Source organism: Aquibacillus sediminis (assembly GCF_005870085.1).
Classification (GTDB): Bacteria; Bacillota; Bacilli; order Bacillales; family Amphibacillaceae; genus Aquibacillus_E; species Aquibacillus_E sediminis.
On the sequence record NZ_SZNM01000007.1, the window covers coordinates 21,867 to 42,432 of the forward strand.

The following is a 20,566-nucleotide window of genomic DNA, read 5'->3' on the forward strand; positions in this document are numbered from 1 at the left end:
TAAAACAGTAGTAGAGGTGGGGATTACTTTGAATGGTTTGGTGTTTATAAGCTTTATTTTAATTATAGGGTTCGTTTGGTTTTATGCATATAAACGAAGTCGTTCAGTTAATATGAATACTTCTGATGGATACTTTCTCGGAGGAAGAAGCTTAACTGGTATCACCATTGCTGGGACCGTTATCATGACAAATTTGTCCACAGAACAGCTTGTTGGACAAAACGGACAAAGCTATGTGGCAGGAATGGAAGTAATGGCTTGGGAAGTAACTTCCGCTATAGCCCTTGTCTTATTGGCGCTCGTCTTTCTGCCTCATTACATGAAGTATGGTGTAGATACGATTACTGATTTTATTGAAATTCGCTATGACACGACAACCAAAAGGATCATGTCGTTCCTGTTTATATTTACTTATATGACTTCTTTTTTGCCAGTTGTATTATATTCAGGTTCTCTTGTATTCAACAAGATATTTAGTGTAGATATCCTATTAGGGGTCGATCCGATCATTGCAGTTGCAGTTGTTTCTTCTGTTATAGGGATTGTTGGCCTTTTATACTTACTAATTGGTGGTCTGTCACTAGCAGCGCACAGTGATACAATTTATGGGATAGCACTGATTGTTGGGGGATTGTCCATACCAGTTATTGCATTAACGATGATGGGTGGAGGTAATTTCCTTGATGGATTGGATACCGTACGCCAAAATACACCAGAAAAGTTAAATGCAATTGGAGCGGTTGATTCGGATTATGTACCTTGGCCAACACTCTTTTTAGGAATGTTATTTAACAATTTGTATTTTTGGTGTGCAAACCAAATGATTGTACAAAAAACCCTTGCTGGTAGAGATTTAAAAGAAGGACAAAAAGGTGCTTTATATGTTGCTTTCTTTAAAATTTTCGGCGCATTATTCTTAGTATTTCCAGGAATTATTGCATTTAACATGATAGGTGGAGATTTAGAGAATGCAGACAATGCTTATCCTTCACTGCTCGCAGCGGTATTACCTGAATGGTCATATGGGATATTCGGTGCCGTTATCTTTGGTGCAATTTTAAGTTCATTTGTAGGGTCTTTAAATGCAACAGCTACCTTGTTTACATTAGATTTCTATCAACCTATCTTTAAGAAAGATGCAAGTCCTAAACAAATTGCTAGAGCTGGTAAATTAACAACAGTTGTAGTAGCATTAGTTTCAATTGTTATAGCTCCATTTATATCATTTGCGCCATCTGGTTTATATAATTTTATTCAACAATTTAATGGACTTTACAGCATGCCGTTATTAGCTATAATTGTACTAGGTTTCTTTTCTAAGTATGTAACAGCTCAAGGTGCAAAAATTACGTTTGTTTTCCATATTGTTGCATATGTGCTCTTGACGTTCACTATCGGTGATAAGGTAAACTATTTATATATCTTTAGTATCCTATTCCCGCTTGATGTATTTGTCTTATGGTTTGCAGGAAAAGTGAAACCGCTTAATAAACCATTTGAACTTCAAGCGAAGAATAAAGTGGATTTGGGACAGTGGAAATATCGTTACTTGGTTAGTGCTTTAGTAATTATAACAATGATCATTACCTATATTGTATTTTCACCTCTTGTTCTTGCTAAATAAACGATAAATTTGAAAGGATGATAAATATGAACAAACAAGTTGTTGTTGGTGTTGTTGGTGCAGGTAGAATTGGAAAGTTACACATTAACAATATGAAAAATTTAAGTGGAGTTAGAATAAAAGCGGTTTCAGATGTTTTTGCTGATCACTTACAAGATTGGTTTAATACCTCTGGAGTCGAATATCTTACAAAAGATTATCAAGAAATTATTCAGGATCCAGAAATTGATGCTATTTTTATTTGTTCACCAACTGATACCCATGTGGAAATTATAAAAGAAGCTGCAAAAAAAGGGAAACATATTTTCTGTGAGAAACCTATTAGCTTTTCACAAGAAGAAACGCTTGAAGCGTATGAAGCAGTGAAAGAAGCAGGTGTTAAGTTTCAGATAGGATTTAATAGAAGGTTTGATCGTAATTTCAGTAAGGTTAGGGCTGCTGTAGAGGAAAAAGGGATTGGTGACCTACATGTATTAAAGATTACATCTAGAGACCCTGAGCCACCTGCATTAGATTATGTCGAAAGATCTGGTGGTATCTTTATGGATATGACAATTCATGATTTTGACATGGCTAGATTTATATCAGGGTCCGAAGTGATAGAGGTGTTTGCCACTGGGGCGGCACTCGTTAATCCGGCTATTGCCAATTATAATGACATAGACACTGCAATTATTAACTTAAAGTTTGCAAATGGTAGTATTGGTGTTATAGACAATAGTCGACAAGCTGTATATGGTTATGATCAACGTCTTGAGGCTTTTGGTTCAGAAGGAAGTGCAATTGTTAATAATGAAACTGAATCAACCGTATCTATATCATCTAGAAATGGGATCCAAGAAGATAAGCCGTTACATTTCTTCTTGGAACGTTATAATGATGCGTTTGTTAAAGAAATAAAAGGATTTTTTGATGCGATTACACATGATACGGAAGTGCCTTGTCAATTCCAAGATGGGATTATGGCTCAGCGAATTGCTGTTGCGGCAAAAGAATCGTTGCAAACTGGAGTACCGGTAAGTGTAGAAACAACAATAAAATTAGAATTGTTAAACTAAGTAAGTTTGAGTTATGCAGGTGGACAGCCAATTTGGGTCTGTTTCACCTGCTTTTTTTACATACAAGATTCATAGTCTGTTCTAATGGTCATGTTTTAATCACTTTTAGAAGACTTAATAAAAAGTTAACAAAAAAGTTAACTAAAGTTTATAAAAACTATTGACTGAAAGCGATAACAGTATTAATATATAACCATAAGTTGTTAAAGGTTAGTAAGTGATGCTAGTTATAAGTACTTTGGTTTGTAGAATCTTAATTAAATTCTACAGGCTATAATATACCAGGAGGGATATAGAATGGCAGTAGTAGAAACGAAAGTAAGAAAACTAAAGAACTACATCAATGGGGAATGGGTAGAAAGTAAAACATCTACATATGAAGATGTATATAACCCAGCAACAAAAGAAGTAGTTGCACAAGTTCCAATTTCTACAAAGGAGGAAATAGATCATGCAGTAGAAGTTGCACAGACAGCATTCGAAAAATGGAGCAAAGTACCAGTTCAAAAACGAGCTAGAATTCTATTTAACTTTCAACAGTTGCTACAGAAAAATAAAGAAGAATTAGCTCATTTAATTACTATTGAAAACGGTAAAAATACAACAGAAGCATTAGGTGAAGTTGGTCGAGGAATTGAAAATGTTGAATTTGCAGCCGGTGCACCTTCTCTAATGATGGGTGACTCTCTACCAACAATTGCGACAGATGTAGAAGCAACAAACTATCGTTATCCAATCGGAGTTGTTGGCGGTATTACACCATTTAACTTCCCGATGATGGTTCCTTGTTGGATGTTCCCAATGGCAATTGCAGTGGGTAACTCATTTGTCATGAAACCATCAGAAAAAACACCACTCCTAACTGAAAAACTTGCAGAACTTTTGGGAGAAGCTGGTCTACCAGATGGTGTGTTCAACATGGTATACGGAGCGCATGATGTAGTTAATGGTATTCTTGATCATCCGCAAGTTAAAGCAATTTCTTTTGTTGGTTCAAAACCAGTTGGGGAATATGTGTTCAAGCGTGGAAGTGAAAACTTAAAGCGTGTTCAATCACTTACAGGTGCGAAAAACCATACTACAGTACTTAATGATGCGGACCTTGATGCAGCGGTTAAAGATATTATAGCATCCGCGTTCGGTTCTGCTGGTGAGCGTTGCATGGCATGCTCCGTTGTAACGGTTGAAGACGGTGTTGCAGATGAATTTATGGCAAAACTGAAAGCAGCAGCAGATAACGTGAAAATGGGGAATGGCCTAGATGATGGCGTGTTCTTAGGACCAGTTATTCGTGAAGAAAACAAACAACGCACAATTAATTATATTGAAAAAGGCGTAAAAGAAGGAGCAACACTTGTTAGAGATGGTCGTAAGGATCAGTCTGACGATGGCTACTTTGTAGGGCCAACTATTTTTGAAGGTGTAACACCAGACATGACAATTTGGCAAGATGAAATTTTTGCTCCAGTATTATCTGTGATCCGTGTAAGTGATCTGAAAGAAGCGGTTGAAACAGCAAATAAATCGAATTTCGCAAATGGAGCTTGCCTGTTCTCAACAAATGCTTCATCAATCCGTTACTTCCGTGAGAATATTGATGCTGGAATGCTAGGAGTAAACTTAGGTGTACCAGCACCAATGGCATTCTTCCCATTCTCAGGTTGGAAAGATTCTTTCTATGGAACATTGCATGCAAACGGTAAAGACAGTGTAGACTTCTATACTCGTAAGAAAGTCGTAACTGCACGTTATCAAGCTCCAAAGTTTGACTAATTTAATAGTTTGAAATATTTAAAATGGCCGGCCTCTTACCTTAGTGGAAGGGGTCTACCAGTAGATTTCGAGACAAGGAGGATATCAACAATGAGTAAGTTACTCCGAAAGCCAATGAAAGAAACAATTAGTGAAGGAGTTACCCTTGTACATAAGGTGACGAAAGATGATTCTGACTTAAACTATGTCGGTTTTAAGGTAGTAGATATTGAAACTGGCAAAAAATATCAAGAAACTTTAGCTAAACAAGAATGCTGTATTGTTGCACTAACTGGAAAAATTAATGTAACAGAAGGTGGAGAAACATACAGTGATCTGGGGACGCGTGAGAGTGTTTTTGAAAGAAAACCTACCGATAGTGTCTATGTATCGAATGATCGCACCTTTGAAGTGGAAGCAGTAACAAATGCAAGAGTTGTATTATGCTACTCTCCTTCTGAACAGCAATTGCCTACGAAGGTGTTAAAGGGTGAAGATATCGAGCCTGAACATAGAGGGAAATATAGCAATAAACGTATGGTTCATAATATCCTGCCAGACAGCAACCCGTCAGCTAATAGTTTGCTTGTTGTGGAAGTATTTACAGAGACAGGGAACTGGTCTAGTTACCCACCACATAAACATGATCAGGAAAATTTGCCAGAGGAGTCCTTCTTAGAAGAAAGTTATTATCATGAGATGGATCCACCACAAGGTTTCGTTTTCCAACGCGTCTATACCGATGACCGTTCAATTGATGAAACGATGACAGTTGAAAATGGGGATGTTGTCCTTGTGCCAGCAGGATACCACCCTGTGGGTGTGCCAGATGGTTATAGTTCTTATTATTTGAACGTAATGGCAGGACCTGAACGTATTTGGAAATTCCATAATGATCCAGACCATGAATGGATATTAGATAGAAAATAGTTAGAACCGAGAGGAGAAAAAATCATGAGTATAGAGTTCAATGAAAACAAAGAATTAGACATCATCGCGATTGGTCGTGCATGTATTGACCTAAATGCAAATGAAATCAACCGTCCTATGGAAGAAACAATGACTTTTACTAAATATGTAGGTGGTTCTCCTGCTAATATTGCGATCGGAAGTTCAAAATTGGGATTAAAAGCTGGGTTTATTGGAAAGATCCCAGATGATCAACACGGAAAGTTTATCAGACAATATATGGCTGGTGTCGGTATCGATACATCCAATATGGTCTTTGATAAGGAAGGACATAAAGTGGGCTTAGCTTTTACCGAAATTAAAAGTCCAGAAGAATGCAGTATTCTAATGTATCGAGATCAAGTGGCTGACCTTTACTTAGATCCAGAAGAAGTGGATGAAGAGTATATTAAACAAACTAAAGTGCTACTTGTTTCTGGTACTGCACTTGCACAAAGCCCTTCACGAGAAGCGGTTCTTAAAGCTGTATCACTCGCGAGAAAAAATGATGTAAAGGTTATCTTTGAGTTAGACTATCGTCCCTATACATGGGAGTCCAAGGATGAAACTGCTATTTATTATTCATTAGTTGCAGAACAATCCGATGTTGTGATTGGAACTCGTGATGAATACGATGTGATGGAAAATATTCCAGAAGGCGAAGGGAACAACGAGAAAACCATTAATTATTTGTTTAATCACAATGCGGAACTAGTTGTTATTAAACACGGAGTCGATGGATCATACGCTTATACTAGAACGGGCGATGTTTATAAGGGGGAAGCGTATAAAACAAAAGTACTTAAAACTTTTGGTGCTGGTGACTCTTATGCTTCTGCATTCTTATATGCACTAATTAATGGAAAGAATATAGAAACAGCATTGAAATTCGGTAGTGCGTCTGCTTCCATCGTTGTAAGTAAGCACAGTTCATCAGATGCTATGCCTAGTGTTGAAGAGATTGAAGGCTTAATTGCACAACATGCGTAAATGATAGTGAAAGGTTGGATTGATATGGGGAAAAAGTTAAGATTAACAACCGCTCAAGCATTAATAAAATTTTTAAATCAGCAATATATCCATGTTGATGGAGAAGAATATCCATTTGTAGAAGGTGTATTTAATATCTTTGGTCACGGAAATGTTCTTGGAATTGGTCAGGCGCTTGAACAAGATTCAGGGCATTTAAAAGTTTTCCAAGGTAAAAATGAACAAGGAATGGCGCATGCTGCGATTGCCTATAGTAAGCAAAAACTACGTCGCAAAATTTATGCGGTGACAACTTCTGTAGGACCTGGTTCAGCTAATCTTGTAGCAGCAGCTGGTACTGCTTTAGCTAATAACATCCCAGTGTTATTTTTACCTGGTGATACATTTGCTACGAGACAACCGGATCCTGTTCTGCAGCAAATTGAGCATGAACACAGTCATGCAATTACAACTAATGATGCCTTGCAACCAGTGTCAAGATATTGGGATCGTGTTACACGCCCTGAACAATTAATGACTAGTTTAATTCGTGCTTTTGAAGTGATGACAGACCCTGGTAAAGCAGGACCGGTAACCATCAGTATTTCCCAAGATGTGGAAGGAGAAGCCTACGACTTTGATGAATCTTTCTTTCAAAAGCGTGTTCACTATCTTGATCGAAAAGCGCCAGTTGAAAGAGAATTAAATGGTGCTGTAGAGCGTATTAAGAAAAGCAAGAAACCAGTTATGGTAGTTGGAGGAGGGGCGAAATATTCTGGAGCCCGCGACATATTAATGGATATTTCTGAAAAGCATCACATTCCGATCGTTGAAACACAAGCTGGTAAATCAACGGTTGAATCAACTTTTGCCAACAATTTAGGTGGGGTTGGTGTAACTGGTACATTATCAGCAAATAAAGCGGCAAAACAGGCTGATTTAATTATTGGTATTGGTACAAGATACACAGACTTTGCTACATCATCAAAAACAGCATTTGATTTTGATAACGCCGACATTCTTAATATCAACGTTAATCGTATGCAAGCATACAAATTGGATGCCTTCCAAGTAGTTGCTGATGCCAAAATAGCGTTGGAACAAATAGCACCGTTACTGGAAGGGTACACTACTTCTTTTGATAGTAAAATTACTGAATTTAAAGAAGAATGGGCAGCGGAACGTGATCGTTTAAGTAAGGTTAAATTTAATCGAGAAAATTTTGATCCAGAAGTGAAAGGGCATCTATCACAAGAAACGCTAAACGAATATGCGGAAACTTTAGATACCGATTTCGTCCAAACAACTGCACTACTTACCATTAATGAGGAGATCTCACCTGACAGTATCGTAATTACTTCATCAGGTTCCCTCCCTGGGGATATGCAGCGTATCTGGAATCCAGAGGTACCTAATACGTATAGTGTAGAATATGGTTATTCCTGCATGGGTTATGAGATTGCTGGGGCACTAGGTGCTAAACTAGCAGAACCTGAACAAGAGGTATATTCTTTTGTTGGGGATGGAAGTTTCCTCATGCTTCATTCAGAGTTCATCACGGCATTGCAGTATAATCAAAAAATTAATGTACTCTTATTTGATAACTCAGGATTTGGATGCATCAATAACTTGCAAATGTCAAATGGCATAAGTAGTTATTATACAGAGTTCCGAACACATGATAATCAAGTGTTAAATATTGATTATGCGAAAGTGGCAGAAGCTTATGGGGCGAAAGTTTACCGAGCGAATACGATTGAAGAATTAAAAGAAGCTTTAGAAGATGCAAAGAAACAAGATGTATCTACTTTGATTGAAATGAAAGTATTACCGAAAACGATGACGGAAGGCTATGAAAGCTGGTGGAATGTTGGCATTGCAGAAGTTGCAGAGTCTGATAGTGTCCAAAAAGCTTATGAAGAAAAAGAAGAGAAATTAAAAGAAGCAAAGCAATATTAATTAGAGTCCGACGACGGTTAGATCGAAAACCGTCGTCGGAGATAACCATCAATCATCCCAATCAATTATCGATAGGTAAGAATTTAGCAAACAAAATCTTAAAAAAGAGGCGATTGATTATGACTAATACTATACAGTGGGGAATCGCTCCAATTGGATGGAGAAATGATGATATTCCGGAGATTGGTAAAGAAAACACGCTGTCTCATCTTCTAGGTGATATTGTAGTTGCTGGCTTTGATGGAACAGAAGTTGGCGGTTTCTTTCCTGATGCTGACGTTTTAAATAAGGAACTTCGTCTACGTAATTTAAAAATTGCAGGTAAGTGGTTCTCAAGTTTTATTATTCAAGATGGTATCGCGCAAGCTTCTAAAGACTTTCACGAGCATTGTCAATATTTACAACAAGTAGGTGCAGCTGTTGCGGTTGTTTCAGAACAAACGTATAGTATCCAGGGTACCGACAAAAACGTATTTACAGAGAAACCTTATTTCACTGATGACGAGTGGGAGAGACTGTGTAAAGGGTTAAATGAATTAGGTGTGATTGCAGAGGAATATGATCTGAAATTAGTTTACCATCATCATATGGGAACTGGTGTCCAAACACTAGAAGAAGTAGATCGCTTGATGGACAATACCGATCCAAACTTCGTCCATTTACTCTATGATACAGGGCATATCTATGTATCAGATCAAGATTATATGACTTTACTAACGAAACATTTGGACCGTATTAAACATGTTCATTTTAAAGATGTCAGAGATTCCGTTATGAATCAATGTGTAAAAGAAGGAAACTCATTTTTAGATTCATTTCTAGCTGGTATGTTTACTGTACCAGGTGATGGTGATTTAGATTTCACGGAGGTTTATAACACATTGATTGTTAGCGGTTACAAAGGGTGGATTGTTGTAGAAGCAGAACAAGATCCTGCAAAAGCCCACCCATTAGAATATGCGCTAATTGCAAAAAACTATATTGTTAATACGTTAGTGAAACCGAATATGGTTCAAAGTTTATAAGTTATTTATTATTTTGAGAAAGTAGCTAAGAGCTTCCTAGGTTTAGGAAGCTCTTCTATCAATCTGTTTCTTAATAGAAAGTGACACTTATTGACTTTGTTATAGCATGTTCCTCTAAATGATCATGGATAATAATTTTTATAACGAGGGTAGTGGTGAGATGTTTGTATCAATGAAAGAGATGTTAACGGAAGCAAAAGAAAATAAATATGCGGTTGGGCAATTTAATATGAACAATTATCAATGGGTACAAGCAATTTTGAAAGCAGCAGAAGAAGAAAAGTCCCCCGTTATAATTGCTTCTTCTGATCGAATAGTGGAATATTTGGGTGGTTTTCGGTTAATTGCTTCCACCGTAAAAAAAATAATGGAAGAAATGAATATTACAGTACCAGTTGCTATGCATTTAGATCACGGTCTTAGTATAGACAGCTGTAAACAAGCGATTGATGCTGGTTATAGTTCTGTCATGATCGATGGTTCCAAGTATCCAATAGAAGAAAACATCGCATTAACAAAAGAAGTGGTGGAGTATGCCCATGCACATGGTGTAACAGTTGAAGCGGAAGTTGGATCTGTTGGTGGGACAGAAGATGGTGTGACAGGTGGTGTCATTTATGCAGATCCAATTGAGTGCCATCGCCTTGTACAGGAAGCAAATGTTGATGCATTGGCAGCGGCACTTGGTTCAGTGCACGGTCCGTATAAAGGAGAACCGAAATTGGGGTTTGTTGAAATGAAGGAAATTTCGGACTTGACAGAAGTTCCGCTTGTATTGCACGGAGGGTCTGGTATACCTGACTATCAAATAAAGAAATCGATTGAATTAGGTCATGCCAAGATCAATGTGAACACAGAGTGTAACCAGGCATGGACGTCAACTGTACGTGGTATTCTGACCGCTGATCAAGAATTGTATAATCCACAATCGATACTTGTACCAGGGATGGAAGCTATAAGTCAGGTTGTGAAAGAAAAGATGCAGTTGTTTGGTTCATCGAATAAAGTTCATGCATTAAAGGATGCCTAATCGGACAAGTGAAAAATTAAAAAAAGTTGCACTTTCCAAATCAAGATTGGATGGTGCAACTTTTTTATTCCATGTTTTCTATGAAATTTTATTTTAGACAATGTAATTATTCAAGTGATGAGCATTTTAGAATCTTCGGGATGAAGTGATTAAAACGTTCATGCATCCTGAAATTTAATGTAGCGTAAATCCTCATGATAACTATTCAAAATCCAATGTTATTCATCTAGAAAAAGGAGTCCAGTTTCATCCGCAATCAATGGAATGCCAAAGAGAATTATAAAAGATTAACAGTAGAAGAATCAGGCGGTATATAATTAGGGCACTGATCCGCGTAGTGCCATCGAAATGAATTTTTCCGAATACTTAGAGAATGTATTTATAATAAAGACTTTCTGAATGAGGCAGAAGTATCCATAAGAGAACCTTGTCTTGAAAGTATAAAAGAAGTATACCCACAAGCGACTTTTGTACAATATAAGATATGTTGGTCAAGTCGGAAACATATTTCCCCATTTAGACTTTTGCCTAGGCTTAGGAAAAGGAGGTTCCTTGTCCCAAGTCTATGGTGTTATATTGCTCTCTCTAAATGAACAAGAATTTCTTTAACGAACAAGCTCGAATTATCTATCATGCGTATAGTGCCAGTACCAGGTACCTGTCATAAGCTGTCCCCCCCACTAGAAAACAACCTTTCATTTAGGTTTGTGATAAATGAATGCATAGGTTAAACTAACAGAATAAATGGTAAAAATTGTTGGAGGTAAGAAAAAATGAGTAATGAGTTAAAACAAATGGTTGGGGTAGAAGCAGTTCATTACATAAAAGATGGGATGAAAGTAGGTATTGGTTCCGGTTCAACCATGTATTACCTAGTGAGAGCACTAGGAGAACGGGTTAAGCAGGGCTTAAACATTGTAGGCGTACCAACTTCCAATCAAACAGCCGAGTGGGCGAAAGAATTCGGTGTTCCACTTACAACTTTTTCAGAGGTGCAAGAACTGGATTTAGCAATTGATGGAGCAGATGAAGTGGACCCCAATTTACAGCTTATTAAAGGTGGAGGTGGCGCGTTGCTTCGTGAAAAAGTCGTTGCAGCTGCCGCAAAGGAATTCATAGTGATTGTGGATGAATCGAAAATGGTTTCCCATCTAGGTGCCTTTTCTTTACCGATTGAAGTTGTTCCATTTGGTTGGGAAGTAACAGCTACTAAGATTGCAAAGTTCGGGTGTGAACCAATCCGAAGACAATCGAATAATCAACCGTATGTAACGGATAACGGGAATTACATTTTAGATTGTCCTTTTGAAAAAATTCTTGAACCAGAGAAGTTGCACGAAGACCTTCTTTCCATCGTAGGCGTTGTCGAAACAGGTTTGTTTACGAACATGACGAGTAAGGTACTTGTTGCTCAAGAAGGGGAAGTGAAGGTTGTAGAATTATAAATGATGAGGAAGCATGGGGAGACTTGTGCTTCTTTTTTGTTTTGCACTGATAGTTGACTGAGCAGCCACCAAATGATGTTAGATGTTAAGCATGGAGCTGTCTCAGTAATTCTCCAGCTTCAAATAAATAGCGTGGTAGGTGTTGACCAGTTCCCTATGAAAGCGAACTGGTATCAAGGTGATATATGAGCCAATCATTATACCAGTGCATAGTACTAATTATGATCAAATCAATTAGAAAAAGTAATCGACCTGGCTCCAGAAAGGAGAGGAATGGTTACTATTTTCTAACTTTTGTAAGCTGTTCTTTAAGTGATATGCACTTACACAGTAAAAAATGTATCGGGCTTACATTTTTGTTGTTAGCTAAATTAACGTGTCTTTCGTCATATTAAACAAAATCGTTCATGGGACGAATTTTACGAGGGTGAGTAGTTCTGTAATTGATACCTTGCTAATTGTTGAACCGGATTGAAAACTATATAACTACCAATGCAAATATTATGAAGTAATTAATATAGAGTATGTAAGAGAAAGAAAGTATGAATGTTTAAAAATAGATTATTTAATATTCTGAATTTTAGTGATATAGTTGAATAACTAGTTCTATTATATACATATTTAAAGTGTAGATAAGGTGGGATAAAATGGAAGTATCATCTCGTTTAGCTACAAATATAGTCGACCGAATGAAAGATATTATAAATAAGGATATAAACTACATCGATAGAAATTGTATAATTATTGCCAGCACTGACAAAGAAAGAATTGGAAACTTCCATGAAGGCGCCAAAAGGGTGCTAGATAGTAATGAAAAAATAATTATTACAGATGCAAATCAATATGAGGGAACACGAAAAGGTATAAATGTTCCAGTTTATCATGAAAATGAAATTATAGGGGTTATAGGGATTACAGGACGAGAAAAGGAAGTTTCAAAGTTTGGCGAAATTATAAAGAGTATGACTGAAATATTAATTAAAGAAGCTTTTATTCAAGAACAACTAAAGTTTGAAAGTGATAGAAAGAAACAATTTGTGGAGGATCTGTTGTTTCGTATATCTGATGAGGATGAAGAGTCAATAAAAATGCGTGCGGATTTATTAGATATAGAAATTAATGTCCCTAGAATAGTTGTAATTGCCAGACTAAATGCATTATGTGGTGAAAGTCCTCTTTTATCTTCGGTTTATCAAGGAAAAATACATAACACGATAAAAAGGCATATCAATTTTGACTCGCAAAATATCATCATTCAAAGCGGTATAAATATAATTTTCTTTCTTAAATCTGAATCACTAAATGATGTAAAGAAATTACTAGATATTATTATGAAGAAATTACAAGGTAAATATGAAGTGAGTAGTTATTTTGGAATTGGGAGTGAGGGAACAAACAAATATGAATTAAGAGAATCGTACGAGAAGGCACGAAAAGCTCTAAATGTAGCATTAATAACTAGAGGTCAAAATATTATCTTTTACAATGAACTTGATATTGAGTTAATCATTGAAGATTTATCTGAGTCGGTAAAAGAAAAATATATTTATAAAGTGTTAGGTAATCTAGAAGAGAAATTAATTGATACATACATAGATATCTTATCCAAATATATAAAAAATAATGGATCAATAAACAAAACAGCAGACGAATTATTTCTTCATAAAAATACTCTACAGTATAAACTGAAAAAATTAAAAAAAGAAACTGGATATGACCCACGTTTAACACATGATCTAGTTGTTTTATATTTAGCAATTATCACCTACACAAATATAAAGAACTCATAGTTGGTGTATATAACAAAAAATAAGGTACATCTTGTTAACTTTTTGGTTCTTGGTAACATAGATTAAAAGTCTGAAAAGTAATAAAATTTAAAATGTAATCGCTAACAAAAGGTTATTAGTACTAGAAAAGTGAACCCATGGAAATATCCTTGGTGAAAGGGGGTAAATATGAAAATCATTATTGCTTCAGATTCATTTAAAGGAAGTCATACTACATTTGAAGTTGCTGATGCAATTGAAAAGGGTGTTAGAAAAGTTAAAGAAAATGTCAAAATAATAAAAGTTCCAGTTGCTGACGGTGGCGAAGGTACAGTTGATGCATTAGTTTTGGGGAATGAAGGTAGTAGGTATGAGGAAATAGAGGTTGCTGGGCCACTAGGAACTAAAGTAACAGCAAAAATGGGGATTTTAAAAGGTAATGTGGGAGTAATTGAAATGGCTTCTGCATCAGGTCTACCGTTACTCAAGAAAGATGAACTAAACCCTTTAGTAACTACTACGTATGGAACTGGACAGATGATTAAAGCAGCTTTAGATCTTGGATGTGAGAAAATTTTAATAGGAATTGGTGGTAGTGCTACTAATGATGGCGGTGTAGGCATGGCTCAAGCTTTAGGAGTTTCTTTTAAGGACAAATATGGTAAGGAACTCGGGTTTGGTGGTGGAGAACTGGCACATCTTCATGATATTGATTTAACAGATATAGACGAACGCATTAGAAGAACGGAAATTATTATAATGTCTGATGTTACCAATCCTCTATGCGGGAACAATGGTGCATCTAAAGTATTTGGGCCACAAAAAGGTGCTACTGAAGAAGTAATCGAAGAACTTGATAAAAACTTAAATCATTATGCTACTGTTTTAAGAGAAAAGCTAGGAAAGGATGTTAAAAATGTCGTTGGTGCTGGTGCTGCTGGCGGATTAGGAGCTGGAATAATAGCCTTTTGTAATGGAATTTTACACCCGGGAATTGAAAAAATATTAGATGTTACTGACTTAAACTTACATCTGGAGGATGCAGACCTAGTAATAACTGGTGAAGGAAGAATAGATTATCAATCGGTTTACGGCAAAGTTCCAGTAGGAGTAGGGAAAAGAGCAGAAGATAAAAACGTTCCAGTCGTAGCAATAGTAGGTAGTATTGGAGATGGTGCAACAGAAGTTTACGCATATGGTGTTGACGCTATATTTGATATTATTTCTAAACCTATGACTCTGAATGAAGCTATGGATAGTGTCTCTACATTGATAGAACAAACAGCTGAGAATATTATGCGACTTATCGGTATTGTAGACGTAAAAGCTAAAAATGTAACTAAAAATAAAAATGAAAAGGAGGCTTTATTTTATGAAAATGGTAGTGCTTGATGGATACACTACTTCTCCAGGTGATTTAGACTGGTCAGATTTCGAAAAAATTGGGGAACTAAAAGTGTATGATCGTACCACTTTTAATGTTAACGAAGAGCAAAAAGTAATAGATAACATTGGTGATGCAGAGGTTATATTCACTAACAAAACTCCAATTACAAAATCCATATTAGAATCTGCACCTAATGTAAAATATATTGGTGTTTTAGCAACTGGTTACAATGTGGTAGACATAGAAACAGCAAAAGAGAAAGGAATAGTTGTCACAAATATCCCAACATATGGAACAAGTGCTGTATCTCAAATGACTTTCGCTTTACTATTGGAAATGTGTCATCATGTTGGAGCTCATAGTGATGATGTGAAGAAAGGTACTTGGTCAAATAATTTAGATTGGTGTTACTGGAATTACCCTTTAATGGAGTTAGAAGGAAAAAAGATGGGGATAATTGGATTTGGGAAAATTGGTCAAGCTGTAGCCAAATTAGCTGTTGCTTTTGGAATGAAAGTACTAGCTTTTGATAAAAATAGGAATCAGAAATTAGAAGACGATGATATAAAATATGTTGAATTCGATGAACTACTAAGTCAGTCCGATGTAATTTCCTTACATTGTCCATTATTCGAAAGTACGAGAGGAATTATATGCAAAAGTTCAATTAATAAAATGAAAGACGGCGTAATGATTATTAATACAGCTAGAGGACCCTTAATAGTTGAACAAGATTTAGCTGATTCCTTAAACAGTGGAAAAGTAAGTGGAGCGGCGTTAGATGTTGTTTCAGTGGAACCTATAGAAATTGATAATCCATTGTTAACTGCAAAAAACAGTATTATTACACCTCATATTTCATGGGCTCCAATCGAATCTAGAAAAAGACTGATGGACATTGCCGTGAACAATTTAAGGAGTTTTGTAGAGGGTAACCCAATTAATGTTATTAATAAATAATTCAGATAGGAGTGTAAAATCAAATGAGTACTGAACAAACTGTTAATGAATTAATAGAAAGGTCTAGAAGGGCACAAGAGATTGCTGAGGGTTTTTCTCAAAGAAAAGTAGATGAACTTGCAGCAGCTATTGTTTATAAACTTTCAAGGCCTGAACTAGCAAGAGAATTAGCTGTTGAATGTGTTAATGAAACTAATATTGGAAACGAAGAATCTAAAATAAATAAACTCACTAAAAAAATGCCAGCAGTTTTTTACCAAATTAAATCGGAAAAAACTGTCGGAGTGATTGAATCAAATCCTGAGATGGGAATACAGAAGATTGCTAAGCCAGTTGGGGTTATTGCTGCATTAATTCCTAGTACGAATCCCGAAGCTACACCAATATTTAAAGGGGTACTTGGCTTAAGAGCCAGAAATGCAGTTATTTTTGCTCCTCATCCTGCTAGTAAGGAAACAACTATGAAAGTGACAAATATAATGAGAGAAGTTTTAGAACAAAATAATGCACCTAAAGATTTGTTTATCTGTATTGATCGCCCATCTAAAGAATTGTCTCAAGAACTAATGGCACAAGCCGATCTAACCATGGCGACAGGAAGTGGAGACATGGTTAAATCTGCTTATAGTTCAGGGAAGCCAGCCTATGGAGTGGGTGCAGGGAATGCACCAGTAATCGTTGATGAAACTGCCGATCTTCAAGATGCAGCTGAAAAAATAAAAATTGGAAAAACTGGAGATAATGCTTCAGGATGTTCTGCAGAAAATTCTTTAGTCATTCATGAAAGTATTTATGATGAAATGATAGAGCTATTACAAGATAAAGGTGGTTTCCTTGTATCAACAAAAGAGAAAGAAAGATTGAGAGATGTTATGTGGATAGACGGCCGCCTTTCAAGAGATATTGTCGCAAAACCAGTTGATAGAATAGCATCACTTGCGAATATTGATATTCCTAATAATGCTAAATTCTTAATGGTAAAAGAAACAGGTATAGGAAAACAATATCCTTTCTCGGGTGAAAAGATGTCTTTGGTATTAACCATCTATAAGTATAGTGATTTTGACGAAGCGGTAGAAAAAGTAAATAAGATTACACAGTATTCAGGTCTCGGTCATTCATGTGGTATCCATTCAAATGATGAGAAACATATTATGCAATTAGCTCTAAATACAAAAGTGACAAGAGTTATTGTAAGACAGCCACATGGTGCAGCAAATAGTGGGAATTGGTTCAATGGGCTTGCTAATACATTTTCATTAGGTTGTGGTACTTGGGGAGGAAATATTGTGTCGGAAAATGTAACCCAAAAACATTATATGAATACAACATGGGTCGCAGAACCAATCGACAGACAACCAGCTTCAGAAGAAGAAATATTTGGAGATTTATTAAAAACGACCACTCCGTTATAGAAAGGATAGATGTCCTGTGTATAATTTCAACCTTAAATCGTCCATTTATGAATTTAGAGTACTAAGCGACTTCGTTGATCATTTTCAATTATCTCCTTATGACACCGTTTTCACGGAAAGATTTTTATATGAGAAATACTTTAAAGGCAAGCTGAATTGTAATTTTATTTTTCAAGATGACTATGGCCTAGGGGAACCGAGTGATATAGTTATCGATAAAATCTTAATTGATATAAAAGATAAACCTATAAATAGAATCATTGGTATTGGAGGGGGGTCTATCTTAGATATAGCAAAACTGCTCTCCATAAAAGACGCTACATCAACAGAGGATATATTTGAAGAGAATATACCTTTGGTTCGAGATAAGGGATTAATACTTATCCCTACAACATGTGGAACAGGGTGTGAAGTAACATGTGTTTCGGTTGTAGATATTAGTAGAAAAAATACAAAAATTGGGAAGAGAATTGAGGCTAATTTTGCTGATTCAGCAGTACTAATTGAGGAATTATTAGATAGTATACCTGAAAGGGTATTTTTATATAGTTCCGTTGATGCTCTAATACATGCAATGGAAATTTATGTAGCACAAACAGGAAATCCGTACAATGATGTTTTCTGCGAATCCGCAATAAAAATAATACTATCTAATTATAAGAAGTTAGTAAAAGATGGTATTGAAACACGTTTTGAATATATGAATGAATTTTTAAGAGCAAGTACATTTGCTGGAATAGCACTTTCGAATACAGCTTGCGGGGCTGTTCATGCTTTTGCAATGCATTTTGGAAGTGTACATCATGTCGCTCACGGCGAATCTAATGCAAGATTTCTTACCGAAGTATTTAAAAAATATGCTCAAATATCTCCTAACGGAAAATTAGAGGATTTATCCAAAATTATTAATAATGCCTTAGAAATTGATACCGATTTACAAGGTTCATTCCTTGCACTAGAAGAATTAATTGATTATTTAATTCCTAAGAAAAGGTTAAGAGAATATGGAGTGAAAGAGGAAGATATTGAACCATATGTTGATAAAGTGATAGAGACTCAGCAGAGACTATTAAAAAATAATTTTGTTCCATTGTCTAGAAAAGAATTAATTGATATTTACAAAGGTGTTTATTAAAAGGAGGTAATCCTTTGGAACAAGAGAAAATTGAAATTATAGAGGTAGGACCAAGAGATGGATTTCAAAATGTTTCTCAGTTTATACCAACAAATATTAAATTAGCTATCATTGATAGATTAGTAAAATCAGGCTTAAACAATATTCAAATTACTTCATTTGTCCATCCAAAAGCAATACCGCAAATGAAAGACGCAAAAGAAGTAACTCAATTTTGTTTAGAAAAGTATCCTAACATTAATTTGTTTGCTTTAGTTCCAAATTTATTTGGAGCTAAAGCAGCTGTAGAATACGGTTTAACAGAGATTACTTATGTTATATCAGTAAGCGAAACTCATAATCGTAAAAATGTAAAAAGAACTCATGATGAATCATTTGAAGAATTGAGTGAGATTTTAAGGCTATTTCCAACTGTAAAAGTAAACTTAGATGTTGCAACTACTTTTGGTTGTCCTTATGAAGGTATGTATTCAATAAAAACGGTTATGGAATTTTTGGAAAGGGCTTACAAAACAGGTGTTAGGTCGTTTAATTTATGTGATACCGTTGGGTTAGCTGATCCAATATTGGTAAAAAAAGTTATCAAGAATGTTCTAACAAGATTTTCGGATTGTGAAATTCAAGTTCATATACACGACACAAGAAACATGGGGATGGTTAACTCTTTAGCTGCTATTGAATGTGGAATTAACAAGGTCCAAACTGCAATTGGTGGACTAGGTGGTTGTCCTTTTGCCCCAGGAGCATCGGGGAATACCTCAACCGAAGATTTTGCTTATATGCTTAATAAGATGGGCTATGAGACAGGAGTTGATAGTGATTTAATCATAAATACAGCAAAGTTCCTAAGAGAGAATGTAGATGGAAACTATAGTGGACATCAAATTTTCATTAATAAAAATAAGGTGTCTACTCAATAGTATTTTCATATTATTTTTCTCAAAATTTACCTTAAGGGAAAGGGGAAAGTTTTAAGATGAAAAAAATTAGGTTTAGTAGTTTTCTTTTAATTATGTCGTTTGTTGTATTGTTAGTGTTGGCTGCCTGTGGTGGAGATTCCTCTCAAACAAGTGGAAATAATGATGGCGGTGAAAAGGATAGTAACAGTAGTGAAAGTAGCACAGATAAAGAAAATTCTAAAGAAACAATTACTTTTAAATTTGGGCATGTGTTAGCACCTGATCACCCTTATAACAAGGGGGCGGAAAAATTTAAAGAAGTATTGGAAAATAATGCTCCAACAGATGTTGAAGTTGAAATCTTCCACAGTGCACAACTGGGTAGTGAACGGGAACTAACGGAGGGGTTACAACTTGGTACCGTAGATATCGCAATTGCTCCAGGTACAATTGGTTCTTTTGAACCAAAAATGGGTGTGTTGGATCTTCCTTATATCTTTAGGGATAGGGAACATGCATATAAAGTTCTTGACGGAGAAATTGGTAAAGAATTGGCAGCAGATCTTCCTTCTGTTGATCTAAGGTTATTGTCATACTGGGAGAATGGATTCCGACAAATAACAAACAGTCAAAAACCAATTAATACACCATCTGATCTTGAAGGTATTAAGCTCAGAGTACCAGAAAATAAAATTTATGTTGATACTTTTAAAGAATGGGGAGCGAATGTAACTACAATGGCATTTGGTGAATTATATACTGCTCTCCAACAACAAGCTGTTGATGGACAGGAAAACCCACTTGCCTTAATTCAAACGAATAAGTTTTTTGAAGCACAAGAGTATTTATCCTTATCAAGTCATTTTTATGGCCCAGCTCAAGTATTGATTTCTGAAAATAAATGGCAAAGTCTTTCTAAGGAAATGCAGGAAGCAGTACAAAACGCTATGGATGAAGCAAGAGATTATGAACGAAAACTTTTAAGTGACAAAGATGCTGAATATCAAGAGAGTTTGGAGTCAGAAGGAATGAAAGTAAACGAGATAGATGTAGAATCTTTCCAAGAAGCTTCGGAGCCGATTTGGGAAAATTATCGAAGTGATTTTGGAGATCTAATTGATAGAATCCAAGCTGTTGAATAACAAAGATACAAAACAGGGGAATTTTTAGATAGTTCCCCTGGTTTTGCTA

The 20,566-nt window shown here is 35.9% G+C and carries 16 protein-coding genes; all 16 read left to right on the forward strand.

The window, feature by feature from the left end; all coding sequences use genetic code 11:
• Nucleotides 1-28: 28 nt before the first annotated feature.
• The 16 genes from FCI53_RS09170 to FCI53_RS09245 all read left to right on the forward strand — a co-directional run bounded on the left by FCI53_RS09170 (nt 29) and on the right by FCI53_RS09245 (nt 20,517).
• A complete protein-coding gene (locus FCI53_RS09170; RefSeq protein ID WP_138418075.1) occupies nt 29-1,624 on the forward strand; it encodes a solute:sodium symporter family transporter in 1,596 nt (531 codons plus the stop codon).
• 26 nt (nt 1,625-1,650) lie between these two features.
• Nucleotides 1,651-2,682: an inositol 2-dehydrogenase gene (gene iolG, locus FCI53_RS09175; protein ID WP_138418078.1), complete on the forward strand. Its 1,032-nt coding sequence runs from the start codon at nt 1,651-1,653 to the stop codon at nt 2,680-2,682.
• A gap of 297 nt (nt 2,683-2,979) precedes the next feature.
• Nucleotides 2,980-4,455, forward strand: coding sequence for a methylmalonate-semialdehyde dehydrogenase (gene iolA / locus FCI53_RS09180; RefSeq protein ID WP_138418080.1), 1,476 nt, complete (start codon nt 2,980-2,982; stop codon nt 4,453-4,455).
• A 90-nt stretch (nt 4,456-4,545) separates the two neighbouring features.
• A complete protein-coding gene (gene iolB / locus FCI53_RS09185; protein ID WP_138418082.1) occupies nt 4,546-5,364 on the forward strand; it encodes a 5-deoxy-glucuronate isomerase in 819 nt (272 codons plus the stop codon).
• A gap of 24 nt (nt 5,365-5,388) precedes the next feature.
• Nucleotides 5,389-6,372, forward strand: a complete 984-nt coding sequence (iolC, locus tag FCI53_RS09190; protein ID WP_138418084.1) for a 5-dehydro-2-deoxygluconokinase — start codon at nt 5,389-5,391, stop codon at nt 6,370-6,372.
• Nucleotides 6,373-6,396: 24 nt separating this feature from the next.
• A complete protein-coding gene (gene iolD / locus FCI53_RS09195; protein WP_138418086.1) occupies nt 6,397-8,310 on the forward strand; it encodes a 3D-(3,5/4)-trihydroxycyclohexane-1,2-dione acylhydrolase (decyclizing) in 1,914 nt (637 codons plus the stop codon).
• Between the two features lie 119 nt (nt 8,311-8,429).
• A complete protein-coding gene (gene iolE, locus FCI53_RS09200) occupies nt 8,430-9,335 on the forward strand; it encodes a myo-inosose-2 dehydratase (RefSeq protein ID WP_138418088.1) in 906 nt (301 codons plus the stop codon).
• 160 nt (nt 9,336-9,495) lie between these two features.
• Nucleotides 9,496-10,365, forward strand: a complete 870-nt coding sequence (gene fba, locus FCI53_RS09205; protein WP_138418090.1) for a class II fructose-1,6-bisphosphate aldolase — start codon at nt 9,496-9,498, stop codon at nt 10,363-10,365.
• 773 nt (nt 10,366-11,138) lie between these two features.
• Nucleotides 11,139-11,810 (forward strand): ribose-5-phosphate isomerase RpiA, encoded by a 672-nt coding sequence (gene rpiA, locus FCI53_RS09210; RefSeq protein WP_138418092.1) that lies wholly within the window; start codon nt 11,139-11,141, stop codon nt 11,808-11,810.
• A gap of 647 nt (nt 11,811-12,457) precedes the next feature.
• Nucleotides 12,458-13,600, forward strand: coding sequence for a CdaR family transcriptional regulator (locus FCI53_RS09215; RefSeq protein WP_138418094.1), 1,143 nt, complete (start codon nt 12,458-12,460; stop codon nt 13,598-13,600).
• Between the two features lie 168 nt (nt 13,601-13,768).
• Entirely contained in the window at nt 13,769-14,971 is a 1,203-nt protein-coding gene (locus FCI53_RS09220; protein ID WP_138418096.1) for a glycerate kinase family protein, read from the forward strand.
• Nucleotides 14,952-15,926 carry a D-2-hydroxyacid dehydrogenase gene (locus FCI53_RS09225; protein ID WP_138418098.1) on the forward strand — a complete coding sequence of 325 codons (975 nt, stop codon included), beginning with the start codon at nt 14,952-14,954 and terminating at the stop codon, nt 15,924-15,926. The genes FCI53_RS09220 and FCI53_RS09225 overlap by 20 nt, the downstream gene beginning before the upstream one ends.
• Nucleotides 15,927-15,949: 23 nt before the next feature.
• A complete protein-coding gene (locus FCI53_RS09230) occupies nt 15,950-17,341 on the forward strand; it encodes an aldehyde dehydrogenase family protein (RefSeq protein WP_138418100.1) in 1,392 nt (463 codons plus the stop codon).
• A gap of 16 nt (nt 17,342-17,357) precedes the next feature.
• Nucleotides 17,358-18,476 carry an iron-containing alcohol dehydrogenase gene (locus FCI53_RS09235; protein ID WP_138418102.1) on the forward strand — a complete coding sequence of 373 codons (1,119 nt, stop codon included), beginning with the start codon at nt 17,358-17,360 and terminating at the stop codon, nt 18,474-18,476.
• A 14-nt stretch (nt 18,477-18,490) separates the two neighbouring features.
• Nucleotides 18,491-19,396: a hydroxymethylglutaryl-CoA lyase gene (locus FCI53_RS09240; RefSeq protein ID WP_138418104.1), complete on the forward strand. Its 906-nt coding sequence runs from the start codon at nt 18,491-18,493 to the stop codon at nt 19,394-19,396.
• A 56-nt stretch (nt 19,397-19,452) separates the two neighbouring features.
• Nucleotides 19,453-20,517, forward strand: coding sequence for a TRAP transporter substrate-binding protein (locus FCI53_RS09245; RefSeq protein ID WP_138418106.1), 1,065 nt, complete (start codon nt 19,453-19,455; stop codon nt 20,515-20,517).
• Nucleotides 20,518-20,566 lie beyond the last annotated feature (49 nt).